This is a genomic window from Athalassotoga saccharophila (assembly GCF_009936215.1).
GTDB lineage: Bacteria > Thermotogota > Thermotogae > Mesoaciditogales > Mesoaciditogaceae > Athalassotoga > Athalassotoga saccharophila.
The window spans coordinates 712,005-736,895 of the sequence record NZ_AP019551.1 but is presented as its reverse complement, the minus strand read 5'-3'; the positions used below and the strand labels follow the sequence as shown (position 1 = coordinate 736,895).

The window sequence follows — 24,891 nt, the reverse complement described above, 5'->3', positions numbered from 1 at the left end:
CCTGATCTTTTTATTTTTTTCCTCACACCAAAAACAGGGTTACGCATAAACCCTGTAATCTACGTAAGGAAAAATCGGATCGAGCCATTCATAAAGCTCTATTGATCTCTCATCTATATTATGCGACTTTATTGCATCATATATCTCAAGAAAACGTGATAAATGTGTGTTAGTTCTGTTAACTGCATATTCAACGGAGGTGCCCGTTGTCATTATAAAGGCCCAATCGCTTGATTCTGCAAGTAAAAGTTCCCTTGCACACATGTTCAAAGCGCGTATGTAAAGAGGATCGGAGGTATGGTAATATTCGTTTGCAAGTTCTGTCATTCTGCTTTCGGCTTCGTGAAGATGCGGGTATATCCAGTCATTCGATCCGTTAATCCACGTTTCGTTGTATCCATTTGCACCCCAACTTGACTGGGCCGGCGTTAAAATTTGTACCTCATCGATAGAGTTTATAACCCTGTCAGGAGTTGAAGTCTCAAAAATTTCTGAACCGGAAGATTCTTTAAGGAAAAATTCGAGAAACTTAGGCCCTTCGTACCACCAGTGTCCAAAAAGTTCGGCATCAAATGGGGCAACTATAACGGGATCGATTCCCATCTGGTCTTTCAACCTTTTTATCTGTAATGCCTTTTTTTGTGCAAAATCCTTTGCGTGCCTTAGGGCTATCTGAATTCCAACATCCGGATCGTACAACTCCTTATCTCCAAGAGATACGTTGCCCGTTATTTTGTGGTACTTTATGCCCGTATTCGTTCTGACGCCCGAAGGATCTATGTAAGGTCTTACGTAATCGAATGGCCTATCGAATCCTATATCCCTGTAAAATTCCCTGTAATTCCAGTCTCCGGGGTATCCCAACTGGGCAGACCATATCTGTTCGCTCGATTCCGGATCTCTTGCAAAAACGAAAACGCCAGACGGAGTCATAACAGGCCTGTAAACATCGTAATGTGGCGGAATATCGGCATACCAAAGAGCGTGAGAATCGACAAAGAAGAACTTGAGATTTTGATCGGCGAGTTCATTGTCGAGGCCGGGATAATAACCAGATTCGGCAAGCCACATGCCATTTGGATGCATTTTAAACCTTTCCTCGAACGCCTTAACGCCGATCGCAATCTGGGCATGGACTGCCCTTGGGTTAACCTTCATAAGTGGCAGAAATCCGTGCGTTGCGTTACAGGTTATAAGTTGAACATTTCCGTCCTTTGCAGACTCTTTGAATGCGTTTATCAAATTTCCATATCTTTCGAAAAAGGAAAGGTAGGATTCAAAATCTTCAAGGTATTTCAACGCCATTTTGTGCTTCAAAGGCTCTTCGTTCTTTGTCAAAGAGACCTCTTTTTTGGCAAGTTCTATCAAAGACTGAAGATGCCTTTTGTACTTGTCCATAAGGGTACGGTCGGCCATCATTTCTATGAGTGGAGGGCTTACCGATACCGTTATGCCAAATGGGACATTTTCATCTCTCAATCTCTCGAAGGCCATCAAAAGCGGTATGTAAGTCTCCGTTATAGCCTCGAAAAGCCAGTTTTCTTCGAGAAAGTAAGGATGATCTGGATGATTAACGTAAGGCAGGTGGGCATGAAGCATCAAAATTATCTTCCCTTTCAAGATCCTCGCCTCCCGCTAAGGAAAAAGAATGATCCTCCGCCCGATCTTGCACCACTTGTTGGCAACGATGCCGAACCTGTAAGTTTTTCTATTCTTAAGATCTTTCTCGATGGACCAATTTCTGTGAATTTCCGTTTTGTTCTGAGGTCCATCCACAACTCCATCTGCGCCATTCTCGGCATCGAAGGAGGCGTTGAGACGAGATTTGATCTCAAGATCGGAATGAATCTTTCATTCTCTCTGTATCCTATCTCCGCAAGATAATCCGCCCCGGGCTGAGGCACGTAAACGTAATATTTTCTCATCTTTTCATCTATTTCCATTTCAAAGGTTCTGTGAGCATTTGTACCGTTGAATTCTATGTAGGTGACATCGTAGATTCTTAAAACGACATGAGGATGGTTTTTGATGATCTCGTACGTTTGAGGGGAAAAGTCCCAGTAAAAATGGATCCAGTTTTGATTGACCTCGAGACCAACGAACTTGTCTTTGTAATAAGTGGAAGGAAGAGATTGCTTTGGAACAACTGTGATCTTTTCTTCATAAACGGACATTGAGGAGATGGACGGTGGAGTTTTTTCGATTTCCTGACCCAATTTTAAACTTTCAAAAAATTCCTTTAACTTCTTAACAAAATTGGCCCTTGTCGATTTCCAAGGAATCTTTAGATTGAACTCTTTGGAAAGACCTCTCAATTCTTCAATCTCCATCTTATCGATCTCGCGCATCTTTTTCGCAAGTTCCATCTTTCTTTTGGAAATGGCCTCGGCAAGTTCGGCCTTCGTCATGTTGTAATAACCCTTGATTCTCAGAGACATGGCCTCTTTTTTCAACTGACGGATCGTTTTCTCTTCCTTCACCTTACCTCACCTCTATTTTAATTTGGAATAAAGTTCATCTATCCATCCAACATTTCTTGAATGGTATCTGAAGACAAGCAACCTCCCATTCCCGGGATCTATAAAAACCTCTTTTCCTGCCGATTCGTTACTTATACCGTATGGTCTGAGATATTCCATTTTCTTTCTGTCGAGATTGTATTTAAACCCCTTCAACGAGACACCTTCAACATCTCTTTGAAGTGGAATGACAGACCACCTTTCTCCGGCACAACTTTCAAGATAAAGAGGTCGATCTATAACAAATGCACACAGATCTTCGTTGAATGTGATACTTGCCTTAAAACGTTCCATCAGTCTGAAAACTCCGAGGGTTTGATCGAGCCTTGTACCAAAGGCACCCGCTATGAAAAACGCATTTGCACCATTCTTCTCTGCCTCAATAAGGGCAAGTTCGGTGTCTATCTCATCTTTTTCGGGAGGAAATCTTACGATCGTCACACCTTTGGTCTGACACAGATCGAGCGTCTCTTTTTCTATAGAATCCATGTCCCCTATTAAGATATCCGGCAATATCCCAAGGGAGGTTAAAAAGTTCGCACCGGAATCGGCGGCTATCTTTAGATCGAAAAATTTCAAAATCTCTTCGTAAAAAGGCGGAAATTTGTAATCTCCTCCCGCAAAAATGACTGCTTTCATCGCCTTTGTGGCAATAATACTCCGATCTGTCGGAGGGTACCACCTTACCTGCCTTTCTATCAACAATGTTTTTGCACTTTCCAATCTAACTTTTTCAGTTCGAAGACCACATATGAAACATTTCTCAAGGGCTTTTACAAGTTCCCATCTCTAAGATGTGGGTGTTGACTTTAGCCTTCTTCTGGATGAACTCGGAATTCCAAGTTCTTCTCTGTACTTTGCGACGACTCTTCTGCTAAGATCGATGCCTTCCTCCTTGAGTTTCTTTTGAATCTCAAAGTCCGATAAAGGTGAATTCTTGTCTTCTTCCTTTACGTACCGGGCGATCTTTTCTTTAACCTCTTCCCTTGATATTTCTTTGTCTTCATTTTTGTATATAAACCTTTCGAAGAAATACTTCAAAGGATATATTCCATTTGGAGTTTTAACGTACTTTGAAGAGATAATCCTTGTTACAGTCGATGGATTTACCCCGATTTCATTTGCAATCCATCCAACTTTCAGCGGAACTAACTTTCCACCATTAAAAAATTCCTCTTCCTTTTTTGCGATGATCTGGCCGAATTTGATCAGAGTCTCTCTTCTTTTGACAAAGGATTCTATCAAGTTCTTTGCCTGATCGTATTTCAATTTCGCAAACTCCATTTGCTTTTTGTCCCCGCTTTCAATCATCTTTTCGTAAAGTTCTAAATCTGCAAATCTTATTTCGATCCTTTCGTTGACATAAGCCTCAAATCCGTTATCTCCTTTAGAGATAAAAATGTCAGGTTCAACGTACTGCGTGTACAAAGATTCGTAAAATCCATTTGCCGGATACGGATTTAACCCCTTCAATTTCTCTAACGTTTCCTGAAATTCTTCCCTTTCCATTCCCGACTTTGCCAAGGCCTCGGCGGGATCCTTTTCAAGAAGTTCGAGTAGGTTTATAAGCGCGCGTAATTTTGGATCATCGGTCTGTGCAAGGAGCGCCTCTTTAATGTCCCTGCTTCCGATACCGGGCGGATCGAGAGATTTAAGAATTTCGATCATCTTTTCAACCTGTCGGGGATCGACTTTCAAATCTTTTGCAATCTCATCGATTCCAGCCTTTATAAAGCCTCGATCGTCTATCATTTCAATCAAATAAAGGAAGATCCCTTCTTCCTCTTTTGTGAAATCCATAAGATAAAATTGATCGAGTAAATGCGATTTCAAAGAACGATTTTCGACCTCGTAATTGTCTATATCGTATTCCTCTTCATTTTCCCTTTTTCTTACGAAATTTAAATTGGAAAATACTTCGAATTCTATAAAAGGGTTTTCCTGCGCGATCTTTTCTATCTCTTCTTCGAGGTCGATGATATTCATGTTCAGTAGTTTCAAAGAAAGCAACATTTTGTTGCTGAGAAAGAGCGTGTTTTTCAATTTGAGTTTTTGATTAATGAAATGGCCCATATTCACTCCAGATATTGTAAAATAGAAATGATCCACACACTGGACACATTTTTACATAAAAGAAAGCGCGATTAAAAATTGTTACATAAAGATTATATCATGATTAAAAAACAAAAATCAAGATCGCGATCTGATTTGAGGTGAAAAGTTGAAAATTTTAGTTGCAATGAGTGGAGGCGTAGATAGCGCTGTAAGTGCCTTTTTGTTGAAAAGGGAAGGGTACGAAGTCATAGGAGTTCATTTCAAAATGGAAGACGATCTGTTCTTTTCGAAATATTCCCTGAACCATAAGGTATGCTGTAGTCCTGACGATACACATGACGCGATCAAGATCGCAAAAAAAATAGACGTACCGATCAAGATAATGGATTTGAAAGCCGAGTTTAGAGAAAGGATAATAAAGGATTTCATAAAAGGTTATCAGATGGGAATAACTCCAAATCCATGCGTTTGGTGTAACAAAAAGATGAAATTCTGGGCCCTTGACAAGATCGGAAAAGATCTTGGAGTTGAACTATTCGCAACGGGTCATTACGCTTTTGTAAAGGATGGAAAAATCTACATGGGATCGGATCCCAAAAAAGATCAGTCCTACTTTCTTTCACTTCTTACAAAAGATACACTCAAAAAATTGATATTGCCGGTCGGAGGGATGAAAAAGGAAGAGGTAAGGAAAATAGCCGTAGAAAACGATCTAATCGTCGGGACAAAGCCCGATAGTCAGGATGTGTGCTTTATTCCAGACGGAAATCTCAAAAGTTTTTTCGAAAATGAAGGGATCTCAGTCAAGTCAGGTCCGATAAAAGATGTGCACGGAAATGTCATAGGCACTCATGAAGGTTACCAGATATACGCAAAAGGTCAGAGAAAAGGGGTGGGGATTGCGGCCGGAAAAAGGATTTACGTCGTCGGAGTCGATCCGGCCACAAATACCGTGATCGTTGGAGATAAAAGCGATCTGGTAAAGGAAAAGATAAAGATCGATGATCTTAACCTTTTGTACGATTTGCACGAACCATTCGATTGCATGTGCAAATTGAGAAGCACGGGTCCATTGATAAATTGTCGTCTCGATCCCGAAGAGAAAAGCGTTTTATTTTACGAAAAGGCCATTCCCGTTGCCGGTCAGGTCATAGCCTTTTACAAAGAAAAAGAAATGATTGGTGGGGCAATTCAAATGTAGAAGGAGGTTTGATAATGAAGATCTTCATTTCGACTGACATGGAAGGACTGCCGGGGATAAATTCATGGCATCAGGTCGAGGAAAAGGATCCAAGATACCTCGGTAAATACATGGCCGAGACTCTAACGTGGATAGTCGATGGAATAAAATCATCGGATCTCAATCCCAAGATCGAACAAATACTCATCTGTGATTCACATTCAAAGGGAGAAAATCTCTCCTACGATTTCACCGAAAAGGATGACAGGATATATCTCATAAGCGGTGGCCTGAGAGACTATTACATGATGACAGGTCTCGATGCGAGTTTTTCGACAGTTTTCTTTGTAGGATACCATGCCGGTGTTGGATCCATGAAAGGCACGATGGATCATACCTACTCAACTGACGTTTACGAAATAAAGATAAATGGAAAGCACATGAGTGAATCGACGATAAATGCCGCGTTTGCAGGAAATTACGATGTGCCAGTATCGATGATCATAGGCGATCACGCACTCGTCGAAGAATTAAAAGTGGAAATGCCTCAGAGTGTACTCATAGAGACAAAACACGGCCTTAGCAAGTTCGCCGCTGTAATGAAACCTAAAAATCTTTTGAAAAGGGAGATCATCGAAGGTACAAAGGAAGCACTCTTAAGAACCTTTAAAATGTCCGTAAAGCCTTACAAAATAATTCCTCCGTATAAGGTTGAGATAAGTTTCAAATCCACTGCGATGGCAGATGAGGCGGTACTCATTCCCGGAGTAAAGCGTATCAGTGGCACAACAGTGACTTTCAAGACTGATTTTTACGATGAATTAATTCAGACACTTCTTGCCGTAGTCTATGCCGGAGAAATAGGGGAGGGCATGGGAAAATAATTCAAATTTTGGAGTAAAATTCGAAGATTTCCTTCTCGATCTCATCGGGAACATATCCTTTTAGAGAAAGTCCTTTTTCGGCCCTTTCTCTTATGACAGTGGAAGATATCTCGATTATTGGCAGAGGAAGGAAATTCACATCGTACATCTTGAATTTCTCGATCATCGAGAGAGTCTTTGATCTGTCGCAATATCGGGGGTAGACGTAAATTTTTGCGGATCTCACTATCTCTTCGTACATGTACCATTTGTCTATATTAACAAAACTGTCCTCTCCCATTATGTAGGCGATCTTCCCGTGAATTTTGTTGAAATGTCTAATCGTATCCACAGTGTATGAAATATCCGGTTTATTTTCAAAATCGGATATTTCCACATTTTCTATTTCATCAAAGGCGATCTTTGCCCACCTTAGACGTCTTTCAAAATCTGCCGATACCTTGCCTTTTTTGTGCGGGGGAATTCTTGTCGGCATGATGATTATCTTTTCCAATTTGGTCATCTCGAGAATGCCATTCACGATTATGAGATGACCATTGTGAACCGGATCGAAGGTGCCTCCGTAAATCCCTATCATCTGTAAAATTCAAACTCCATCTCGCCTATCACGACGGTATCTCCATCTTTTATTCCGGCCTTGATCAATTGTCTTTCAAGACCAAGGTCTTCAAGTTTTTTCATTAAGATTTCCATGCCATCTTTTTGATTTATCTGGTACTTTTTCAAGAGTTTCTCAACCTCACTACCTCTAACAACGAAGGTATCCCCTGCTTTTTCAACGAAAATCGGCAATTCTACCGGCTTTTCCGGAAATTCCTCTATTCTAAATTCGGTCGCAGGCAATTTTTGTATTTCGTAGTAAAGTGCCTTTTTCAGATCTTCCAAACCTGATCCGGTCATCGCAGAAACGACGAAGACCTTCTTATCTTTGAACTTTTCTTTTGCCATCCTTGCGACTTTTTCATCGACAAGATCTGATTTGTTAAGAACTACGATCTCTCCCTTTTTTTCAAAATTCGGACTGTAAAGTTTCATCTCTTCTTTTATCTTTTGATAATCTTCGACTATACTGTCACTTGTAAGGCTTAAGACGTGCGCGATTACTTTGGTGCGCTCGGCATGCTTTAAGAATTCGTCTCCAAGCCCCTTCCCTTCATGGGCTCCTTCTATGAGACCCGGTATATCGACGATAACGTAAGATTTGCCTCGTCCCATTTCAACCTTGCCGAGAACGGGATCGAGAGTCGTAAAAGGATAATCGGCGATCTTTGGACGCGCATTCGTCATCGCGGCAATCAATGAAGATTTTCCAACATTCGGCAGGCCAACGAGCCCAACATCGGCAAGCAATTTCAATTCCAATTCAACCTCGTATGCCTCTCCATCTTCCCCATTTTCCGCTATGGTAGGCGCCTGTCTTGTCGGTGTGGCAAAATGGGCGTTGCCTCTTCCTCCTCTTCCTCCCTTTGCGATGACAAAGCGCTTTTTGTCTTCGCTGAGATCGGCAACTATCCTTCCGTTTATCTTTAAAATTGTACCTACCGGCACCTTTATCACAAGGTCTTCACCGGATTTGCCTGTCATGTTGGAACCCTTACCATTCTCTCCGGACTCGGCTCTAAAATGTTTTTTGTACTTGAAATCGCTCAAAGTGCTCATAGAAGAGGTTGCCTCGATGATAACGCTGCCACCATTTCCTCCGTCTCCTCCATCCGGCCCGCCCTTTGGAACGAATTTTTCTCTTCTGAAACTAACAATCCCGTTGCCACCCTTTCCGGCGGCAACGTATATCTTAGTTCTATCTATCATTCACATCACCATTGTGCAGACACTCTGAATCCATTTAATTGTTCTGGATTATAAGTTCCCCATGCGTTTCGGTACAGGTATGCAAAACTTATCGATCCTATCGAACTTTCCACGTTAAGGTCAAAAGCATTCTGACTCAAAGAAGGAATTTGCGGAATGTATCCACCACTTAGTCTTGCGAGAATTTGAAAATTGAAAAGGGATATGTTAGCGATCATACCACCACTGACCATCTGGCCTATCGAGATAAAGGCTCCTGTACTCCAGTAAGCGTTAAGAAAATTGATTCCTGCCTCGAAGTTTGGATAAACAGATATGCCTTTTTGATAGGTATATGTGAGTATTTGTGGCATTCTAACGGACAGATCGAAATTTTGCGAGATTTGCTCAACCATTCCAAGTCCCAAAGTAACGGAAAGATCTGTGCCATAATTGGAGATCAAAAAATCAGATCCGATATTCAAATTACCGGCCCTCGTTGCCACGGAATACGCGACGCCACTTGTCGCCCCAGACGTGTAAAGACCTATCTTCCCGGCAAAACCATCTTTGAATGGCTGGAAGATCAAAATGTCAGATTCATTCTTCGCAAAATACATCTCGTAAGAGATGGACCAGTTTTTGTTGTAGACCATGTATGCCGGATTGAAATTCATGACCGATCCGTAAGGAAAGGATATCGCGAAAGTTAGGACAGGGATAAAAAGTAAAATGAATGAGAGCGCTTTTTTCATTTCCCCACCTCCATTATCGTAACCTCAACATTTCTCCTTCTTGGCCCATCGAATTCGCAAAAAAATACACCCTGCCACCTTCCAAGGTGAAGGTTCCCTTCCTCTACCGGAATTTCCATTCTCACTCCCACAAGGGTCGAAAGAATATGGGCGGCAGAATTTCCTTCCATATGTGAATAATCGCCATTCCACGGGACGAGTTTTTGAAAAAATGAAATTAAATCATTCCTGACAGCAGGATCGGCATCTTCGTTAACGGTTATGCCTGCCGTCGTATGAGGCACATAAAGGAAGCATATACCTTCCTTTATCCCGCTATTTCTAACTACCTTTCGGACTTCTTCCGTTATGTCTATCATTTCAAAATGTTTCGAACTATTTATGCTTATCTCGATCATTTCATTCAAAGTTTATGTTCGTTATTATTATAACGTAACCATTGTGTTCTTCGACAACTATCTTGATCTTGTCCGCGTCTGTTTTGAAGAGTTCCAAAGCCTCCTGCTGGATCTTCTTCTTTATTTCCTCTGTCTTTCTTTCAAGATCAGCCTTATCCTCAAACTCGTCTATTCTGTAGACGAACCTTCTTCCAGATCCAACAAGCGTATCGAGCCTTTCCTTTGCAGACTCTCTCGCCGATTCTTTATCCGTGCCATCTTTTCTTTTTCTGAAGAAATCAAAAAAGCCCATACCGGATCATCTCCTCAATCCCGCTTGAAAAGATTTCTGAAATTTTTCCACCAACTTTGCTTTTCCTCAAGTTCTTCGAGAGTCGGGATTGGAACATCTTCTCCTTTAAGTCTCAGAACAATTCCCTCGAGTATCTTTCCCATTTTATCCTTTCCATCCATTAAAGCGAGAGGAATCCCCTTGTTTGTTGCAACAATAACGTCTTCAGAATCGGGAACGATCCCTATTATATCGATGGAAAGGGCAGACTTTATGTCATCAACCGTTAGCATATCTCCATGTCTTACCATGTGCGGTTTAAACCTGTTGATTATAAGATGTATTTTCGAATCTTCAAAATTCATATTCTCAAGAAGTCCTATAACCCTGTCCGCATCCGTTATAGCGGGCAATTCGGGCGTTGTAACCACAATCGCCTCTTCGGCAGGAGCGACGGCATTCCTAAAACCTCTCTCTATGCCAGCGGGACAATCTATGAATATGTAATCGAATTTTTCCGAGATTTGAGACACTATTTTTTTCATGTCGTCCGGCGATATCATCTCTTTGGTCGCAACCTGAGATGCCGGCAAAAGGCTCAAATTCTTCAATTGCTTGTGTCTGACAAGCGCATCGAATACGTCTACCTTTCCGTTTACGACATCCATACTCGTGTAGACGATTCTATTTTCAAGGCCCAAAACGACGTCAAGATTTTTCATCCCTATGTCGGCATCTATGAGGGCAACCCTGTCTCCTTTAGAGGCCATTATAGTCCCAAGGTTGGCCGTAAGAGTTGTCTTACCGACCCCTCCTTTGCCGGACGTAATGACGTAAACTTTTGCCAATCAAATCACCTCTTTAAAACTTTAGGCCAGAGGCATTTACCTTTTCGATAATTGCCTCCGCAACGTCTCTAACCGAATTGAACTCTATCTTGCCGGCAAAGACGAGTTCGCGCGTCATGCCGGCGCCGGATATAACTGTCATGGTCCCTATGAAGAACTTCCTGTCTTCTATCGTAACCTCTCTTATCTCATCGAGAGAAAACTTCAATTTGGAATCAGATACGCTCTCCATCGCTTCCATGGCCGCTTCACCGGCAAGTTTAAGCACATTTTTGAAAGACTTTATACCACGTTTCTTTGATTCTTTGGAAGATAAACCAAAACTTATCCCAACTCCAACTTCTATTTCGCTACCGTCTTCCGAAAGACCTGCGGACTCAACCTTAAAGGATGGATTTTCACTGCCTTCATTTCCCCCTATTTGCGCTATACTTATTATTCTTCTGTCTATTCTCTCCCCTGCAACTGTCAGTATGGCGGTCTCGACGTCTCTCACAATCTGCTTCGGGTTTTTGTCTCCGTAAGCGAGAATGTGAACTTCCGTGAGTTCTCCACTTTCCGGATCGACCACAACCTTCGCCTTCATGACTCCATCAAGAGTCGAAAGCATCTTCGATAACTCTTCCGCTTGTTTGACTTCCATATTTTTGCCCCCGATCAATGATATCTTTGAACGGTGAACCTATAAATTTTATCGTATTTTCTTATTCCCGCCTTGGCCATCGCTATTCTTATCTGCTCATCCACCGTATCAACGCCCTCAAGGTCGGGAAGTAATAATCCTCTTCGCCATCCACTTTCAACGATAATACCATATTTTTTAGGATCTAATTCACTTTCAGATCTAATTTCCTCAGGAGTCGATAAAACATCGACACTTACGACTATTTTATCGAGTTCATCGGCGCTGACCGGCTCAAATCTCGGATCTTCAAGGGCCGCCGCGATGGCATTTTGCGCTATTTCATGTGCAAGGTCGGCAGTCGTGGGCAAAAATGTGCCTATACACCCTCTTAGATCCCCATCGATCGTGTGAAGGGTCACAAAGGCACCGGCCCTTTTTTGAAATAAATCGGCGGGAGTAATTTTAGGATCTGGCTCAATATCCTTTCCCTCTTTTATCTTCGACTCTATAACCCTTATTGCCCACTTAACGTAAGGATGTTCTCCAATCATCCAAAAAACATCTCCGCAAGTTTATAATATTCAAATGGAACGAGTTTTTTCGTCGTTACCCCGTATTCTATCGGGATGGAAATTATGTTGTTTCCACTTAAGGCGACCATTCTTCCAAAGTCTTCCTTTTGAACGAGTTTCATCGCCTCAACACCGTATCTTGTGCCAAGAATCCTGTCAAAAGCCGTTGGTGTGCCACCTCTTAAAAGGTGTCCAAGAACGACAGATCTCGTCTCATAACCCGTCCTTTCTTCTATAACCTCAGACAGATAATGCGCTATACCGCCAAGTTTTATGTGTCCAAATGGATCTATCGTTGATTTATCACCAATGGCACTCTCGAGATCGGTTGGTTTAAACCCTTCCGCAACGGCGACAACGGCATATCCCTTTGCCTTCATTCTTTTGACAAGTATTTCTATTATCTCGTCTATAGTCCTTGGAAATTCAGGTATCAATATAAGGTGCGCTCCCGCGGCAAGGCCTGCTTCAAGAGTTATCCATCCTGCATCCCGTCCCATGAGTTCCACTAACATTATACGCCCATGTGACTTGGCAGTTGACTGAAGCCTGTCTATTGCGTCTGCTCCGACATTGACAGCGGTATGAAATCCAAAGGTGTAATCCGTATTGGAGACGTCATTGTCTATCGTCTTAGGAACCCCAACGATTTTCAAACCAAGTCCACAAAATTTCGTCGCAACGCTTAAAGTGTCATCACCGCCTATTGCTATTAGGGCGTCTAATTTGTCTTTTTCAAAGTTCTCTAAAATTCTCTTTTCACCATCTTTGATGCTGAAAGGATTCGTTCTCGATGTGCCAAGTATCGTACCACCAAGCAGGTGTATACCCTCAACATCATCCTCTGTGAGACTCACGTAATCGTTGTTGAGCGCTCCTTCCCATCCTCTTTTGAATCCAATTACCTCATCTTCATTTCTTTTTGCCTTAACTATGCCCCTTATAACGGCATTTAAACCCGGACAGTCTCCTCCACCCGTTAAAATAGCGATTTTCAATCTTATCGCCTCTCCCTCTTTTCAGAGATTTTGAGCCTAACAAGGGCCCTTTGAATTTTCATTTCAAGTTCCTTTCTCCTTATTTCCTCAACAGACTCGATGTCAACCTTTGCACGTTCGAGACTTCTTCTTGCCCTTTCAACATCTATTTCTTCGGGTCTTTCGGCAGCGTCCGAAAGAATTGTAAAGGTATTGTTGAAAAATTCCCCGATCCCACCGTGAACGGCAAAAAAGGTCCTCTTCCCATCCGCCTCTTCTATCTCGAGTTCCGCTATTGCCAAAGCGGCAAAGAGTGGAATCCTATTTTGCAAGGTGCCCATGGCACCATCGACGGTTCTGAATTCGACGAACTTGACGTCTTTGTCAAAAGCGATCTTTTCCGGGGTTATTATCTTTAACCTGAACATATCAATCCCCGTAAAGTTTTTTTGCCTTTTCGACGGCCTGATCGACCGTTCCGACCATCAAAAAGGCCTGTTCCGGAAGATCATCGTACTTCCCCTCAAGAATCTCTTTGAAGCCACGTATATTCTCGGATATCGGTACATACTCTCCCTTCACGTTGTTGAAATGTTCCGCGACGAATAAAGGTTGACTTAAAAACCTTTGAATTTTTCTCGCCCTTTGAACTGTAAGTCTATCCTCTTCGGACAACTCTTCCATTCCAAGTATTGCTATTATGTCTTGGAGATCTTTGTACCTTTGCAAAACCTTCTGAACTTCCCTCGCAACGGTGTAATGCTCTTCCCCAACTATCGAAGGATCGAGCAATTTTGAATTAGACTCAAGGGGATCCATTGCGGGATAAAGACCGAGTTCGGCGATCTGTCTCGAAAGCACTATCGTCGCATCGAGATGCGTAAAGGTAGTGGCAGGGGCAGGGTCCGTTATATCGTCTGCCGGAACGTATATGGCCTGAACGGAAGTTATTGATCCGCGCTTGGTAGAGGTGATTCTTTCCTGAAGTTCTCCCATATCTGTCGCAAGCGTGGGCTGGTATCCAACGGCCGATGGCATTCTTCCAAGTAAGGCCGAAACCTCCGATCCGGCCTGAACAAATCTGAAGATATTGTCTATGAAAAGTAAAACGTCTCTTCCTTCCACATCGCGAAAATATTCGGCCATCGTTAAAGCACTCAGCGCAACACGAAATCTCGCACCGGGTGGTTCATTCATCTGGCCAAAGACTAAAATGGTGTTATTCATAACGCCACTTTCTATCATCTCATTCCAAAGTTCATTGCCCTCTCTTGTCCTCTCACCGACTCCCGCAAAGATAGAAAATCCTCCATGCTCGATGGCGATATTCCTTATCATTTCCATGACAAGGACGGTCTTTCCAACGCCCGCTCCTCCAAAAAAACCTATCTTTCCGCCTTTGGGAAATGGGGCTATAAGATCGACAACTTTTATGCCCGTTTCGAGAATCTCAACCTTTGTGTTTTGATCTTCGAGAGAAGGTGGTTCCCTGTATATGGGCCATCTTTCTTTCGATTTGACCTCGCCCTTTTTATCTATAGGTTCTCCGGCAAGATTGAAGATCCTTCCCATATTTTCATTTCCGACCGGAACCGTTATGGGGCCTCCGGTCTTCTCTACCTCCATCCCTCTGCTCAACCCTTCTGTCGAGTCGAGGGCTATGCATCTTACGATATCATCTCCTACAAGTTGTTCTACCTCCATCAACAATTCTCTATCTTTAACCTTGACCTTCAAAGCATCGCGTATATTTGGAATCTCACCGCCAGAAAACCTGACATCTACAACCGGTCCAACAACCCCGACTATTCTTCCCTTATCCATTTCAATTCTCTCCCTTTAGAACTTCCGCACTATTCGTTATTTCTATAACTTCCTGCGTTATGTAGAACTGCCTTATCTTGTTGTACTGTAAGGTCAGATCGTCTATCAGTTTTTTGGCATTTTCGGTCGCGTTCCTCATGGCATTCTGCCTCGCATTTTGCTCGGATATTCTCGATTCAAGCAATATTCTGTAAATTTTGGATCCGAAATACTGCGGTACAAGCATTCTGAATATCTCTTCCGGTCTCGGTTCAAAATCGTAAAATTTTTCATGATCTTTCTTTTCAATCTTTATAGGTATAAAGATCTCGTCTTTGACCTCCTGAATCAGAGAATTTTTGGGGTATCCGTGGATTATCTCTACGCAATCGACCTCTCCTTTTTGGTATATCCTCAAAAGTTCATTCGAAAGGCTTTGAGCATCATCGTAAAAAGGCCTTGAATAAGATTCTAAAACGGATCTTTTTATTCTTTTTCCATCGTACTTCATCCTGCGGAAAGCCTTGGATCCTATAACGTAAAAGGAATCAAACTTTTTGCCTAAAGATATCTCCCTTTCGTAGGCTTTTTGTATTACCTCGTCGTTGTAGGTTCCGCAAAGTCCCATATCGCCCGTTATGACGACTAACATGACCTTTGAGGGTTCTTTCCATATCAAATCTTTTACCTCGTCAAGATCCTCAATCGAGCCTGTAACTCTTTCGAAGACGGAAGAGAGCGTCCTTTCGTATTCGTAAAAATTTTTAAGATTTTTTCTCAAGAATTGTAATCTTGCCGTCGCAACCATTTCCATGGCTCGCGTCATGTGCATTGTAGATTTGACGGAAGATATCTTTCTTTTTATCTCAAGTTGCATTCCCCGTCCCATTATCTACCACCGAATTTCTTCTTGAACTCTTCGATGAATCTTTTCAATTCTTCCTCTGTCTCGGCATCTATATCCTTTTTTTCACGTATCTTATCGAGAATTTTGGTCTCTTTTTTCATCTTTTCAATCATACCTTTTTCGAACCTTTTAACCTCTCCGAGAGGAAGATCATCGATATATCCTCTAACACCGGCATATATCGAGACCGCTTCTTCTTCAAAAGGCATCGTTGCGAATTGTTCTTGTTTGAGCAACTCCATAAGATGCTGGCCCCTTTTTATTTGAGATTGCGTCGACGGATCGAGTTCAGTTGAGAACTGGGCAAAGGTTTCAAGTTCCCTGTACTGGGCAAGCATTATCCTGAGGTTGCCAGCGATCTTTTTAATGGCCTTAGTCTGCGCCGACCCTCCGACACGCGAAACGGAAAGCCCTACATTTATCGCAGGCCTAAAACCACCGTAAAATAGAGATGATTCGAGATATATCTGACCGTCCGTTATCGATATAACATTCGTAGGAATATAGGCACTCACGTCATTTGCCTGAGTTTCTATTATTGGAAGGGCCGTCATCGATCCCCCTCCAAGTTCATCGCTTAACCTTGCAGATCTCTCTAAAAGCCTCGAATGTGTGTAGAAAATATCGCCAGGGTATGCCTCTCTTCCGGGAGGCCTTCTCAAAAGCAAGGCAAGTTCTCTGTAAGAAGCGGCATGCTTGCTCAGATCATCGTAAACGACAAGCGTATCCTTCCCCGAGAACATCCATTCTTCGGCCATAGTTGCTCCCGCATAGGGAGAAATGTACCTTAAAGCGGCCGGATCGCTTGCGTTTGCGACAACAACCGTTGTGTAATTCATGGCGCCGGTCTTCCTGAGTTTTTCAATCGTTCTTGCAACCTCAGAGTTTTTCTGTCCTATTGCCACATAAACACAAATAACGCCCTGATTTTTTTGATTTATTATGGTATCTATCGCTATCGCGGTCTTTCCAGTTTGCCTGTCTCCTATTATGAGTTCCCTCTGTCCCCTTCCTATCGGTATCATGGCGTCTATTGCCTTTATACCGGTATGCAAAGGAACCTTGACAGGCTGTCTTTCTATAATTCCAACGGCCTTTCTTTCTATAGGCATTGTCTTTTTGGAAGTGATCGCCGGTCCCCCGTCGAGAGGTTTACCGAGAGGATCTACCACTCTCCCTATGAGTTCATCGCCAACCGGCACCTCAACGACCCTTCCCGTCCTTTCAACGAGATCTCCTTCTTTTATATTCTTGTATTCTCCAAGCACAACAACGCCAACGCTGTCTATCTCGAGGCTCATTATCATGCCCATCTGCCCTTTGTCAAATCTGACAAGTTCTCCATACATCGCATTTTCAAGTCCGTAAACATGGGCTATCCCGTCTCCCATTTGAACGACATGGCCAACTTCTTTTAGATTGGGAATTCGTTCAAAATTCTCTATCTTCTCAAGTAAAACTTTGGATATCTCATCCGGATTTATCCGCACATCACATACCTCCAGAGATAAAGGATTCCAAATCCTTTAAAGCGCCAAGTGCACTTAAATCTACCATCAAATCCTCAAAATTGATAACAACTCCCGCAATAAGAGAAGGATCTTCGCGTATCACTAAAACTGGCTTTATATCCTTGATCTTTTTTATGGCCGCGATTATCGCAGATTTGTCATTTTCATCGAGTTTTGTCGCACTTCTGACATAAACTCTTTCCATCCCATTTTCATGCAAAGATATATCCTGAACTATTTCTCTTATCTCTTTCAACAAATGAAATCTTTTGTGAAGGAATAGAAGTTCAAAAAACTTCTTAGATCTTTCGTCTAAACCAAAAACTCCGGCAAGAATCTCACTTTTCTTCTGCGGGGATATCGTCGGATTGTAAAAAAAAGATCTCAGACTTTCATCTTTCGCATTTACGAGTGCGTCTATTGCCATCAGAAGTTTTTTATTCTCTATTTTCCTTAAAACAACTGCGTACTTGTAAGATACGTAACTCATCATTTTTCATCGCCAAGTTTTGAAAGTTGTTTCATCAAAAATTCTTTTTTAGATTTCTCGTCTATCTCCTGCTGGATGATCTTAGAGGCAAGTGCTATCGCAATGGTAACGGCACTTTTTTCGATGATCTTTCGCGCCTTCTCCTTTTCACTTTCTATTTGGGATCTGGCATTTTCCATCATCTCTTTTATCTCGCTATCGATGCGTGCCTTTTCCTTCAATTCGTATTCCTTGATTCTCTCTTTTGCCTCTTCTTCGTAAATGGCTATCTTTTCTTTTACCTCATCAAGTGCTTTTTGAGCATCTTTTTTTAAATTCTCGGCCTCCATTCTTTCAGATGTAGCCTTTTCATACTCTGCTTTGACACTTTCCTTTCTTTTGTCGATCATGGAAAGGAAGGGCTTGTAAAGCAATTTAACCATGAAATACATCAGGATGAAAAAACTCATCAATTGAAGAATAGAAGTTCCGTTGAAATTCAAAAAGATCCCCGACATATTTCTCTCCTAAAAGAGGAGTATCATGAAAGCAATCAATAACGCGTAAAGGCCGGTTGTTTCTGTTATAGCGTCTGCAAGGATCATCCTCGTCGTTATAGTTCCGACCATCTCTGGCTGCCTTGCCATCGCTTCCATCGCTTTGCTACCTATATTCCCCTCCCCCAAAGCCGGTCCGAGCGCTCCCAGCCCCATCACTATACCCGCTCCTATGTACTTTCCCGCTTGTACTACTGCCTGTGCCATTGTGAAATCGGTCAAGATAATCCCTCCTTAATTATTCAAGTTGTGCATTTATGTAAGCAACTGCAAGTATCGTAAAAACGTAGGCCTGTATTGCACCTATAAAAAATCCAAAAAATCCCCAGACTACAACCGGAACAACTGTGTATTTCGTGAGATAACACAACATCAAAGATATCAAAGCCCCTCCTCCTATATTACCAAAAAGCCTAAAAGAATGAGAAATGGGCCTTGAAATTTCTCCCAATATGTTCATGGGAAGCATAAAGGGACTTGGAGAAATAAGGCCCTTAGCCCATACCTTTAGTCCTTTATGTTTTATCGCGAAAATGTAACTTGCGATAAAGACAACAAGTGCGTAGGTAAGGTTCGTGTTTAAATCGGCAGTTGGAGAATACCATGTATCGTTAAAGAAATTGATCGACAATCCACCATTGACCGGACTTACGGATATGCCCGGGATACCCCCAAGCACATTTGAAAAAACGATAAACAAAAAGAGCGTTGAGACAAAGTAAAAGACAGGTTTTACAAGTTCTTCAACCGGTATTGTGTCCTCGACAAGGTTGTAAAGAAAGGAAAGTAAAAGTTCAATGGCGCTCTGAAACCGAGATGGTATAAAAGAAAGACTCTTTTTGAACTTTATTCCGATGGCTATCAAGGCAATGATTATAGAGACCGTCATGATGACAGTCAACGGATTTACAACTCCCAGAATTGGGAGATTTTCCTGCCACACATGACCTACTCCCTCTGGAAATTCCACAGATCCGGCATTCCATATTGCAAAGGCAAAATAAAAAGACAGAAAAATTATCAAAAAGATCTTCTCTGATCTCGAAAAGTGCAATTTCACCTTTTATCCTCCTTTATCCCCTATAAGATCTGGCGAAACAAAAAGTGTCAAAGACAAGATCTCAAGACCTAAAAAGGCAGAAAAGAAACCTTCAACCGAAATTATTAAAAATGACATCAAAAGCAGAATAGAAAAGATCAAATATCTTTTTAAAAAACCAGTCAGAATGGATCCACGCTTTCCATTTTTGAACTTTTCTACATCTTCGTTAAGAAGAATCCAACCGATCTCCGAAAACAAAAATCCCAAAGAAAAACCGGCAATTACCCTCCATCCCAGTACCGAAAAGATGGGAAGGAAGAATAAATATGTCAAAAAAATGTTAAAGGAAAAATCAATCTTTTTTGCTCTTTCCATCCGATTTTTCTACCTCTTTTAGGAGATATTTTATTCCATTGTATATACCAGAAATGATTCCCAAAAAAAGTAAAATAATAAAGATTATTTTGTTGTTAAATGTCCACTTATCGATGTAATAACCTAAAAATCCCCCTACTGCTATGTTGGCAATAACGATCGCGCTAAAAGAAGTTACTATGTTCGCACTCTTGAAAAGATTTACAAGTTCTCTCGATCTTTTACCGTTTCTATCCTGATCCATCTGCCTCCTATATATAAACCATCATATTCAGAACCTTCACTTACAATCGCTGTCCCCTCTCGAAAGATCTCTTTGGCTTTTTCGACGTATCTTTGAGAGCATATGACCAAATCAATGTTATTCGCGCTTTGCAAAATTATATCCCAATCTATGCCGAAATGTAAAGTACAATTATTACACCTCGATCTTAACACAAAAAAGGTCGGATCCTCCTCAAAGATCAAAAAATTAAGATCGTGCGCTTTTGACTCAATGCCTCTTAGGTCTTCTCCCATCATACAGACATTTTTAAAATTACCAAGAGAAAAGAGAGAACTTATTTTATCAGACAAAAATGGCAATGACCAAAAAACCCTTCTTCCCTTTGATCCATTCAATCTCTCTTCCAACAAAATAGAGGCACTTATTCCATCTATTATATGCTTTTTTCTCATCTCGCTCGCAATTTTTGTGGTAAATCTTTCATCCATCAAATACACAGGAACGGGGGCATAGTTCTTTGCTATTTCTATAGCCTTGTTAACTGCCATATACGTGGAGGGGGTAAAACGATTCTGTAAATTGATCGGAAAACCCACAATGATCTCCGATAACGGCATATTCTCATTTATTTCACGATCTATATCTGCCGTCTCGACAGTTTTGACTTTGGAGATGATCTTTTCTTCGGGATCGGTAAAGGCAAATCCGGTTCTTTTTATTCCTACATCAATTGCCGCTTTTTTCATGAATTTCAAAAGGATTCTGAAAAATTCTTGCTATACTTTTTACATGAGAATTCATAAGATCTCTTTCGAGAAATCTCAAATTAAGTCTCTCCATCTTTCCTTCTCTTTCTCTTGAACTTCTTTCGATTTCATTTAGAGAAGGTATTCTTGTTATTCTCTTACCGTCAAAGGCCGATATTTCAGAAAGTATTGAAAGGTATATCTTTGCGATGGATCTTGAAGATGCTATCTCCGATCTGACAAGTACATCGATGGGATCTTCATCTTCAAACTTATATATATTCTTCGCGCCTTCGATAACTTTGTAGGGAGACGGAAAGATCTCATCGAGATCTCTGAGATTTTGTTCAAAATCTTCGTATCCAAAGGCCATATGAAGGGTAATAGATCTATCCTTTAAAATTGCAGGAGGCTTGAGAAATTCCATATGATTTCTCGGAAAATCGTAATAAACTATCCTATCGAACTCCATTTTTGGAATGTTCATTCCGTTGACGAGCAAAAGGTTAACCTTTGAGTATTTCAAAAAAGCATTTTTTACATCGTTGTAGACCGTTATTTCTTGATTTGAACACATTTCTGGATAAATCTTGCAAAGTTTAGAATAAAAAGACTTAAGACTTTGGATATTGGAAAAAATAACGGCAGTTTTCATTCTGCTCTCTATGAGATCGATTATCATTTCAGTTTTGTCTTTGACATTTCTATCGTCTATTATCCCCACATTTTGCTTTTGGAAGATCTTTATTACCTTGCAATTGAACTCTCTTATTATCTTATCTTCCTCATCTCGATTCACGAAAGATGAAAAGAATAGAAGTGTTTTGGGATTTAACCTTTCGATGTTGTACAACATTTCATCAAAGGCAAAAGAGTGAATCATCATTTGGGGCTCACAGATGACAAGATTCGAAGAATTTTTAATCCTGCCAAGCGATAGCGCATTTGTAAAGACGATGTCCATTTCTTCAAATGGCTGGTGAAGGGCATCAACGTACCCGAGTCTGAAATTCGAAAGGGAATGCTTAACAGAACTAAAGAGGTCGGCAAGCATCGAATTGGTCGGAAGAACGACGACAATGTTTTTAACTTTTTTAGACATTTGGACGATCATCTTCTCGATTACGTCGGCAGAACCGATCACAAAGGAGTTTTGATTTATCATGCCTTCTATCTCTAACTCATCGAAATGATGATCGCGATGAACGACGTTATCCTTTACGTCTAAATCTATTATGTTCAACTGATATCTTTTTGTGTCATTCCATGAGTTTATCCACACATTGGCAACGACATCGGCCGTTTTGTACCCGGGAGAAAATCTAAAAGTATTCGTCAGTTCCAAAAGGCCAAATCCTACGCCTTCCATTCTGCTTTCTTTGGATCTAAGCAATACCTTAAAACTGTTCTTTCCAACTGGCTTTAACTGCTCTATTCTAAGATCTCTTATGAGAAAGACCGGTTCGGTATTTCCATTTCCAAATGGTTTTAGCCTTTCTATGCCATTTACAAATTCTTCATTTATATCCTCCAAAGAGATCTCATCGTCTATAAGTAATTCACTCTTTAACAATTCGGAATCGTAATCGGCCATAATCTCATTTATTCTCTCTTTAAAAGCGCCTATCATTTCGGCCCTAAGAGAAAATCCGGCCGCCATTTTGTGACCGCCAAATTCCTCAAGGAGATCCTTTGCCCTACTTAGCACATCTATTATGTTGACGTTATCGACGCTTCGCGCAGATCCTCTTGCCATATCTCCATCTACACTTATCATAAAGGTTGGCTTGTGGTATATTGAAAGTATTCTCGATGCAACTATACCTATAACGCCCGGATGCCAGTTTTTGTGATCTATGACAAGAGCCTTTAATTTGTCGATTTCGAGATTGTCGAGGCTTGCCATAGCCTCTTGATATATCTGATTTTCTATGAATTGTCTTTCTTGATTCTTCCGTACAAGTTCATCGGCAAGTTTTGCGGCCTCTTTCGAATCTTCTTCGATTATCAACTGAAGGGCTGTAACTGCATTGTCTATTCTTCCGACTGCGTTTATCTTTGGCGCTATTCTAAAACCCACGTCGTGGGTTTTTATATTTTCAAAATCTACATTCGATGCCTCCATTAGTGCAGAAAGTCCTACCCTGTTTTTCAAAGAAAGCAGTTGAATACCTTTGTGGACAAAATATCTATTTTCTCCCATCAAAGGGACAATATCCGCTATCGTTCCAAGGGCTACTATATCAAGATAATTTTCGAGATCATCGCCGGTCTGAAGGTACTCTTTTAAAGCCTCGACTACCTTGTAGGCAACGCCTACACCGGAAAAGGATTTAAAAGGATAAGTGTCCTGAGGGCATTTTGGGTTCACTATGGCAGTGGCCTCCGGAAGCGTGTCCTTGGGCTCATGATGATCCGTTATTATGATCTTGCATCCCAGATCATTTGCATACCTTACCTCATCTATAGAGGTTATTCCACAATCGACCGTTAAAAAATTTTTCTTTCCCTCATCTGAAAATTTCTTTATGCTTTCCTTGCTAAGACCATACCCTTCTTCAAGCCTGCTTGGAATGTGGTACTCAACATTCCATCCCCACTTTTTCAAAAGTAAATAGTACAATGCCGTACCGGTAACACCGTCGACATCGTAATCACCGTATATAACAAGAGGTTCTTTCCTTTCTCTGATCTTGATCAATTCTTTTACAACATCGTACATTCCGAACATGTCGTAAGGATTGCCAAGTTTTATTCGATCTGGAAAGAGTAACTCTTCAGCCTCCTGGATATTTTTTACCCTTTTTGAAAGCAATCTTGCAAGAAAAGCACTTACATCGAATTTTTTGCTTAAGATCTGCTCTAAATCTTTATCAGAATCTACTATCCTCCATTCACTTTTCAATGAAAAAACCTCTCTTGTCATTCTCTCGAAGAGATTATATAACAAAAGAGGTTAAAACTCATAACAAACTTATTCGTAATCTTTTATAAAGGCAAGGTACGCAAGATATGTCTGGTAAAGATCGGCCTTTGATACGATCTCGAATGGAGAGTGCATGCCAAGCAAGGCCGGTCCGACATCGAGTACATGCATACCATACTCGGCAAAGAAGAGCGCTATCGTGCCGCCGCCTCCAACGTCGACCTTCCCGAGTTCACCCGTCTGCCAGACTACCTTGTTATCGTTTAAGATCTTTCTTACGCGTCCGACGAATTCGGCATCGGCATCGCTCGATCCTGACTTTCCGCGTGCGCCGGTATACTTCGTGATGACAACACCTTTGCCAAGGTATGGCGTGTTGTTGACCTCAAAAACCTCTTTGAAGGTCGGATCGAAGGCCGCGTTCACGTCGGAAGAGAGAACGGCCGTGTCCTCGATTATATCTTCGAAGGTAACATCCGTTTCTATATTCCGCGCTTTCAAGATCTTCTTTATCCATGACATCCAGAACTGGTGCGATGCTCCCGTACTTCCATAACTTCCTATCTCTTCTTTGTCAAAGAAAAGAATGACTGTTGGCCTTGAAATCTTTTGACTATCGAGAATGGCCTTAAGACTTGCAAAGGCGCATATCTTATCGTCATGGCCGTAAGCGCCTATCATGCTTCTATCAAAGCCTATCTCTCTTGGTGCAAAGGCCGGCACTATCTCGAGTTCCGAACTCACAAGATCTTCCTCAACGATTCCGTACTTATCATTGAGCAATTTGAGCACGTTCAACTTCAAAGCGCCTTCCATCTTTTCAAAAGTTATAGGCTTCGATCCTATTATGAGGTTGAGCATCTCTCCGGTTATATCAGAGACCTTCTTGTTTTCATTTCTATCAAGGTGTGGCAGCAAATCGCTCATCACAAAGACCGGATCTCCCGGTTCATTCCCGATATCTACTTTCACGATCTTTCCATCTCTTTTTACGACCACACCGACTATGGCAAGAGGTATGTTGAACCACTGATATTTTTTTATACCACCGTAATAGTGTGTTTTTGCAAGCACCATATTTGAATCTTCATAAACGGGTTTGGGCTTGAGATCGATCCTTGGAGAATCTATATGGGACGCTATTATGTTAAGGCCTCCGGCGAATTTTTTTGGTATCCTGAAGATCGCAAGTGCCTTCCCGCGGTAAAGATAATATGCCTTTATCTCTTCCTTCAAATCTGCCTTTTCAATGGACTTATAGCCATTTTTTTCAAGCAACTTGATGCTCTCTTCGGCAAATGTTCTCTCGGTTTTGCCACGGGACATGAATTGTATGTATTCTTTTGAAAATTCATCTACCTTTTTTTCATCGAGATCGATCCACGCACTTTTGTACTCAAACTCGAGATCTTTTTTCATCTGTGAATAGTCACTTTTCTTTTTTGGCATAAAAATTC

The 24,891-nt window shown here is 41.4% G+C and carries 28 protein-coding genes; 2 read left to right on the top strand and 26 right to left on the bottom strand.

All coding sequences use genetic code 11. The features are described 5' to 3' along the window. Window positions 1–39: 39 nt before the first annotated feature. The 4 genes from ATHSA_RS03675 to rpoN form a co-directional block, all read right to left on the bottom strand. On the bottom strand, window positions 40–1,620 hold the full coding sequence (locus ATHSA_RS03675; RefSeq protein WP_197739221.1) for a glycoside hydrolase family 57 protein: 1,581 nt from the start codon (window positions 1,618–1,620) through the stop codon (window positions 40–42). Beyond that, window positions 1,617–2,480, bottom strand: coding sequence for a DUF4912 domain-containing protein (locus ATHSA_RS03670; protein ID WP_161847806.1), 864 nt, complete (start codon window positions 2,478–2,480; stop codon window positions 1,617–1,619). The genes ATHSA_RS03675 and ATHSA_RS03670 overlap by 4 nt, the downstream gene beginning before the upstream one ends. Window positions 2,481–2,492: 12 nt before the next feature. Then, window positions 2,493–3,158 carry a thiamine diphosphokinase gene (locus ATHSA_RS03665; RefSeq protein ID WP_161847805.1) on the bottom strand — a complete coding sequence of 222 codons (666 nt, stop codon included), beginning with the start codon at window positions 3,156–3,158 and terminating at the stop codon, window positions 2,493–2,495. A 150-nt stretch (window positions 3,159–3,308) separates the two neighbouring features. After that, a complete protein-coding gene (gene rpoN / locus ATHSA_RS03660) occupies window positions 3,309–4,592 on the bottom strand; it encodes an RNA polymerase factor sigma-54 (RefSeq protein ID WP_161847804.1) in 1,284 nt (427 codons plus the stop codon). Window positions 4,593–4,740: 148 nt separating this feature from the next. Between rpoN and mnmA the strand changes: the two genes are divergently transcribed. Together mnmA and ATHSA_RS03650 are read left to right on the top strand one after the other, a co-directional pair. Then, window positions 4,741–5,775, top strand: a complete 1,035-nt coding sequence (gene mnmA, locus ATHSA_RS03655; RefSeq protein ID WP_161847803.1) for a tRNA 2-thiouridine(34) synthase MnmA — start codon at window positions 4,741–4,743, stop codon at window positions 5,773–5,775. 14 nt (window positions 5,776–5,789) lie between these two features. Then, entirely contained in the window at window positions 5,790–6,638 is an 849-nt protein-coding gene (locus ATHSA_RS03650; RefSeq protein ID WP_161847802.1) for a M55 family metallopeptidase, read from the top strand. 1 nt (window position 6,639) lies between these two features. Here ATHSA_RS03650 and nadD read toward each other — a convergent pair whose 3' ends face one another. The 22 genes from nadD to ATHSA_RS03540 form a co-directional block, all read right to left on the bottom strand. Next, window positions 6,640–7,215 (bottom strand): nicotinate (nicotinamide) nucleotide adenylyltransferase, encoded by a 576-nt coding sequence (gene nadD / locus ATHSA_RS03645; protein WP_161847801.1) that lies wholly within the window; start codon window positions 7,213–7,215, stop codon window positions 6,640–6,642. Beyond that, entirely contained in the window at window positions 7,212–8,447 is a 1,236-nt protein-coding gene (obgE, locus tag ATHSA_RS03640; protein WP_161847800.1) for a GTPase ObgE, read from the bottom strand. The genes nadD and obgE overlap by 4 nt, the downstream gene beginning before the upstream one ends. Before the next feature lie 5 nt (window positions 8,448–8,452). Continuing rightward, window positions 8,453–9,181, bottom strand: a complete 729-nt coding sequence (locus tag ATHSA_RS03635) for a hypothetical protein (protein WP_161847799.1) — start codon at window positions 9,179–9,181, stop codon at window positions 8,453–8,455. Continuing rightward, window positions 9,178–9,579, bottom strand: coding sequence for a secondary thiamine-phosphate synthase enzyme YjbQ (locus tag ATHSA_RS03630; RefSeq protein WP_161847798.1), 402 nt, complete (start codon window positions 9,577–9,579; stop codon window positions 9,178–9,180). Before ATHSA_RS03630 ends, ATHSA_RS03635 begins: the two co-directional genes overlap by 4 nt. Window position 9,580: 1 nt before the next feature. Beyond that, window positions 9,581–9,871, bottom strand: a complete 291-nt coding sequence (locus ATHSA_RS03625) for a hypothetical protein (protein WP_161847797.1) — start codon at window positions 9,869–9,871, stop codon at window positions 9,581–9,583. A gap of 14 nt (window positions 9,872–9,885) precedes the next feature. Further along, a complete protein-coding gene (gene minD / locus ATHSA_RS03620) occupies window positions 9,886–10,698 on the bottom strand; it encodes a septum site-determining protein MinD (RefSeq protein ID WP_161847796.1) in 813 nt (270 codons plus the stop codon). Window positions 10,699–10,711: 13 nt separating this feature from the next. After that, window positions 10,712–11,341 carry a hypothetical protein gene (locus ATHSA_RS03615; RefSeq protein ID WP_161847795.1) on the bottom strand — a complete coding sequence of 210 codons (630 nt, stop codon included), beginning with the start codon at window positions 11,339–11,341 and terminating at the stop codon, window positions 10,712–10,714. Window positions 11,342–11,355: 14 nt separating this feature from the next. Beyond that, window positions 11,356–11,874, bottom strand: a complete 519-nt coding sequence (gene amrA, locus ATHSA_RS03610; RefSeq protein ID WP_161847794.1) for an AmmeMemoRadiSam system protein A — start codon at window positions 11,872–11,874, stop codon at window positions 11,356–11,358. After that, complete coding sequence (locus ATHSA_RS03605; RefSeq protein ID WP_161847793.1) at window positions 11,871–12,893, bottom strand: 6-phosphofructokinase; 1,023 nt, start codon at window positions 12,891–12,893, stop codon at window positions 11,871–11,873. The genes amrA and ATHSA_RS03605 overlap by 4 nt, the downstream gene beginning before the upstream one ends. A gap of 2 nt (window positions 12,894–12,895) precedes the next feature. After that, the gene (gene atpC, locus ATHSA_RS03600) at window positions 12,896–13,300 is read right to left on the bottom strand and encodes an ATP synthase F1 subunit epsilon (RefSeq protein WP_161847792.1); all 405 of its coding nucleotides are present in this window, start codon (window positions 13,298–13,300) and stop codon (window positions 12,896–12,898) included. 1 nt (window position 13,301) lies between these two features. Continuing rightward, window positions 13,302–14,696 carry a F0F1 ATP synthase subunit beta gene (gene atpD, locus ATHSA_RS03595; RefSeq protein ID WP_161847791.1) on the bottom strand — a complete coding sequence of 465 codons (1,395 nt, stop codon included), beginning with the start codon at window positions 14,694–14,696 and terminating at the stop codon, window positions 13,302–13,304. 1 nt (window position 14,697) lies between these two features. Continuing rightward, window positions 14,698–15,564: an ATP synthase F1 subunit gamma gene (gene atpG / locus ATHSA_RS03590; RefSeq protein ID WP_161847790.1), complete on the bottom strand. Its 867-nt coding sequence runs from the start codon at window positions 15,562–15,564 to the stop codon at window positions 14,698–14,700. Then, on the bottom strand, window positions 15,564–17,072 hold the full coding sequence (gene atpA, locus ATHSA_RS03585; RefSeq protein ID WP_161847789.1) for a F0F1 ATP synthase subunit alpha: 1,509 nt from the start codon (window positions 17,070–17,072) through the stop codon (window positions 15,564–15,566). Before atpA ends, atpG begins: the two co-directional genes overlap by 1 nt. 1 nt (window position 17,073) lies before the next feature. Continuing rightward, entirely contained in the window at window positions 17,074–17,586 is a 513-nt protein-coding gene (atpH, locus tag ATHSA_RS03580; protein ID WP_161847788.1) for an ATP synthase F1 subunit delta, read from the bottom strand. Then, window positions 17,583–18,080: a F0F1 ATP synthase subunit B gene (gene atpF / locus ATHSA_RS03575; RefSeq protein WP_161847787.1), complete on the bottom strand. Its 498-nt coding sequence runs from the start codon at window positions 18,078–18,080 to the stop codon at window positions 17,583–17,585. Before atpF ends, atpH begins: the two co-directional genes overlap by 4 nt. Before the next feature lie 9 nt (window positions 18,081–18,089). Next, complete coding sequence (locus ATHSA_RS03570) at window positions 18,090–18,326, bottom strand: F0F1 ATP synthase subunit C (protein WP_161848925.1); 237 nt, start codon at window positions 18,324–18,326, stop codon at window positions 18,090–18,092. A 31-nt stretch (window positions 18,327–18,357) separates the two neighbouring features. Then, entirely contained in the window at window positions 18,358–19,179 is an 822-nt protein-coding gene (gene atpB / locus ATHSA_RS03565) for a F0F1 ATP synthase subunit A (protein WP_161847786.1), read from the bottom strand. A 3-nt stretch (window positions 19,180–19,182) separates the two neighbouring features. Beyond that, a complete protein-coding gene (locus tag ATHSA_RS03560; RefSeq protein ID WP_161847785.1) occupies window positions 19,183–19,536 on the bottom strand; it encodes a hypothetical protein in 354 nt (117 codons plus the stop codon). Further along, the gene (locus tag ATHSA_RS03555) at window positions 19,514–19,780 is read right to left on the bottom strand and encodes an AtpZ/AtpI family protein (RefSeq protein WP_161847784.1); all 267 of its coding nucleotides are present in this window, start codon (window positions 19,778–19,780) and stop codon (window positions 19,514–19,516) included. Before ATHSA_RS03555 ends, ATHSA_RS03560 begins: the two co-directional genes overlap by 23 nt. Then, the gene (locus ATHSA_RS03550) at window positions 19,738–20,508 is read right to left on the bottom strand and encodes a RuvX/YqgF family protein (RefSeq protein ID WP_232060147.1); all 771 of its coding nucleotides are present in this window, start codon (window positions 20,506–20,508) and stop codon (window positions 19,738–19,740) included. Before ATHSA_RS03550 ends, ATHSA_RS03555 begins: the two co-directional genes overlap by 43 nt. Beyond that, the gene (recJ, locus tag ATHSA_RS03545; protein ID WP_161847782.1) at window positions 20,489–23,413 is read right to left on the bottom strand and encodes a single-stranded-DNA-specific exonuclease RecJ; all 2,925 of its coding nucleotides are present in this window, start codon (window positions 23,411–23,413) and stop codon (window positions 20,489–20,491) included. The genes ATHSA_RS03550 and recJ overlap by 20 nt, the downstream gene beginning before the upstream one ends. A gap of 69 nt (window positions 23,414–23,482) precedes the next feature. Further along, window positions 23,483–24,883: an aminopeptidase gene (locus ATHSA_RS03540; RefSeq protein WP_161847781.1), complete on the bottom strand. Its 1,401-nt coding sequence runs from the start codon at window positions 24,881–24,883 to the stop codon at window positions 23,483–23,485. Window positions 24,884–24,891 lie beyond the last annotated feature (8 nt).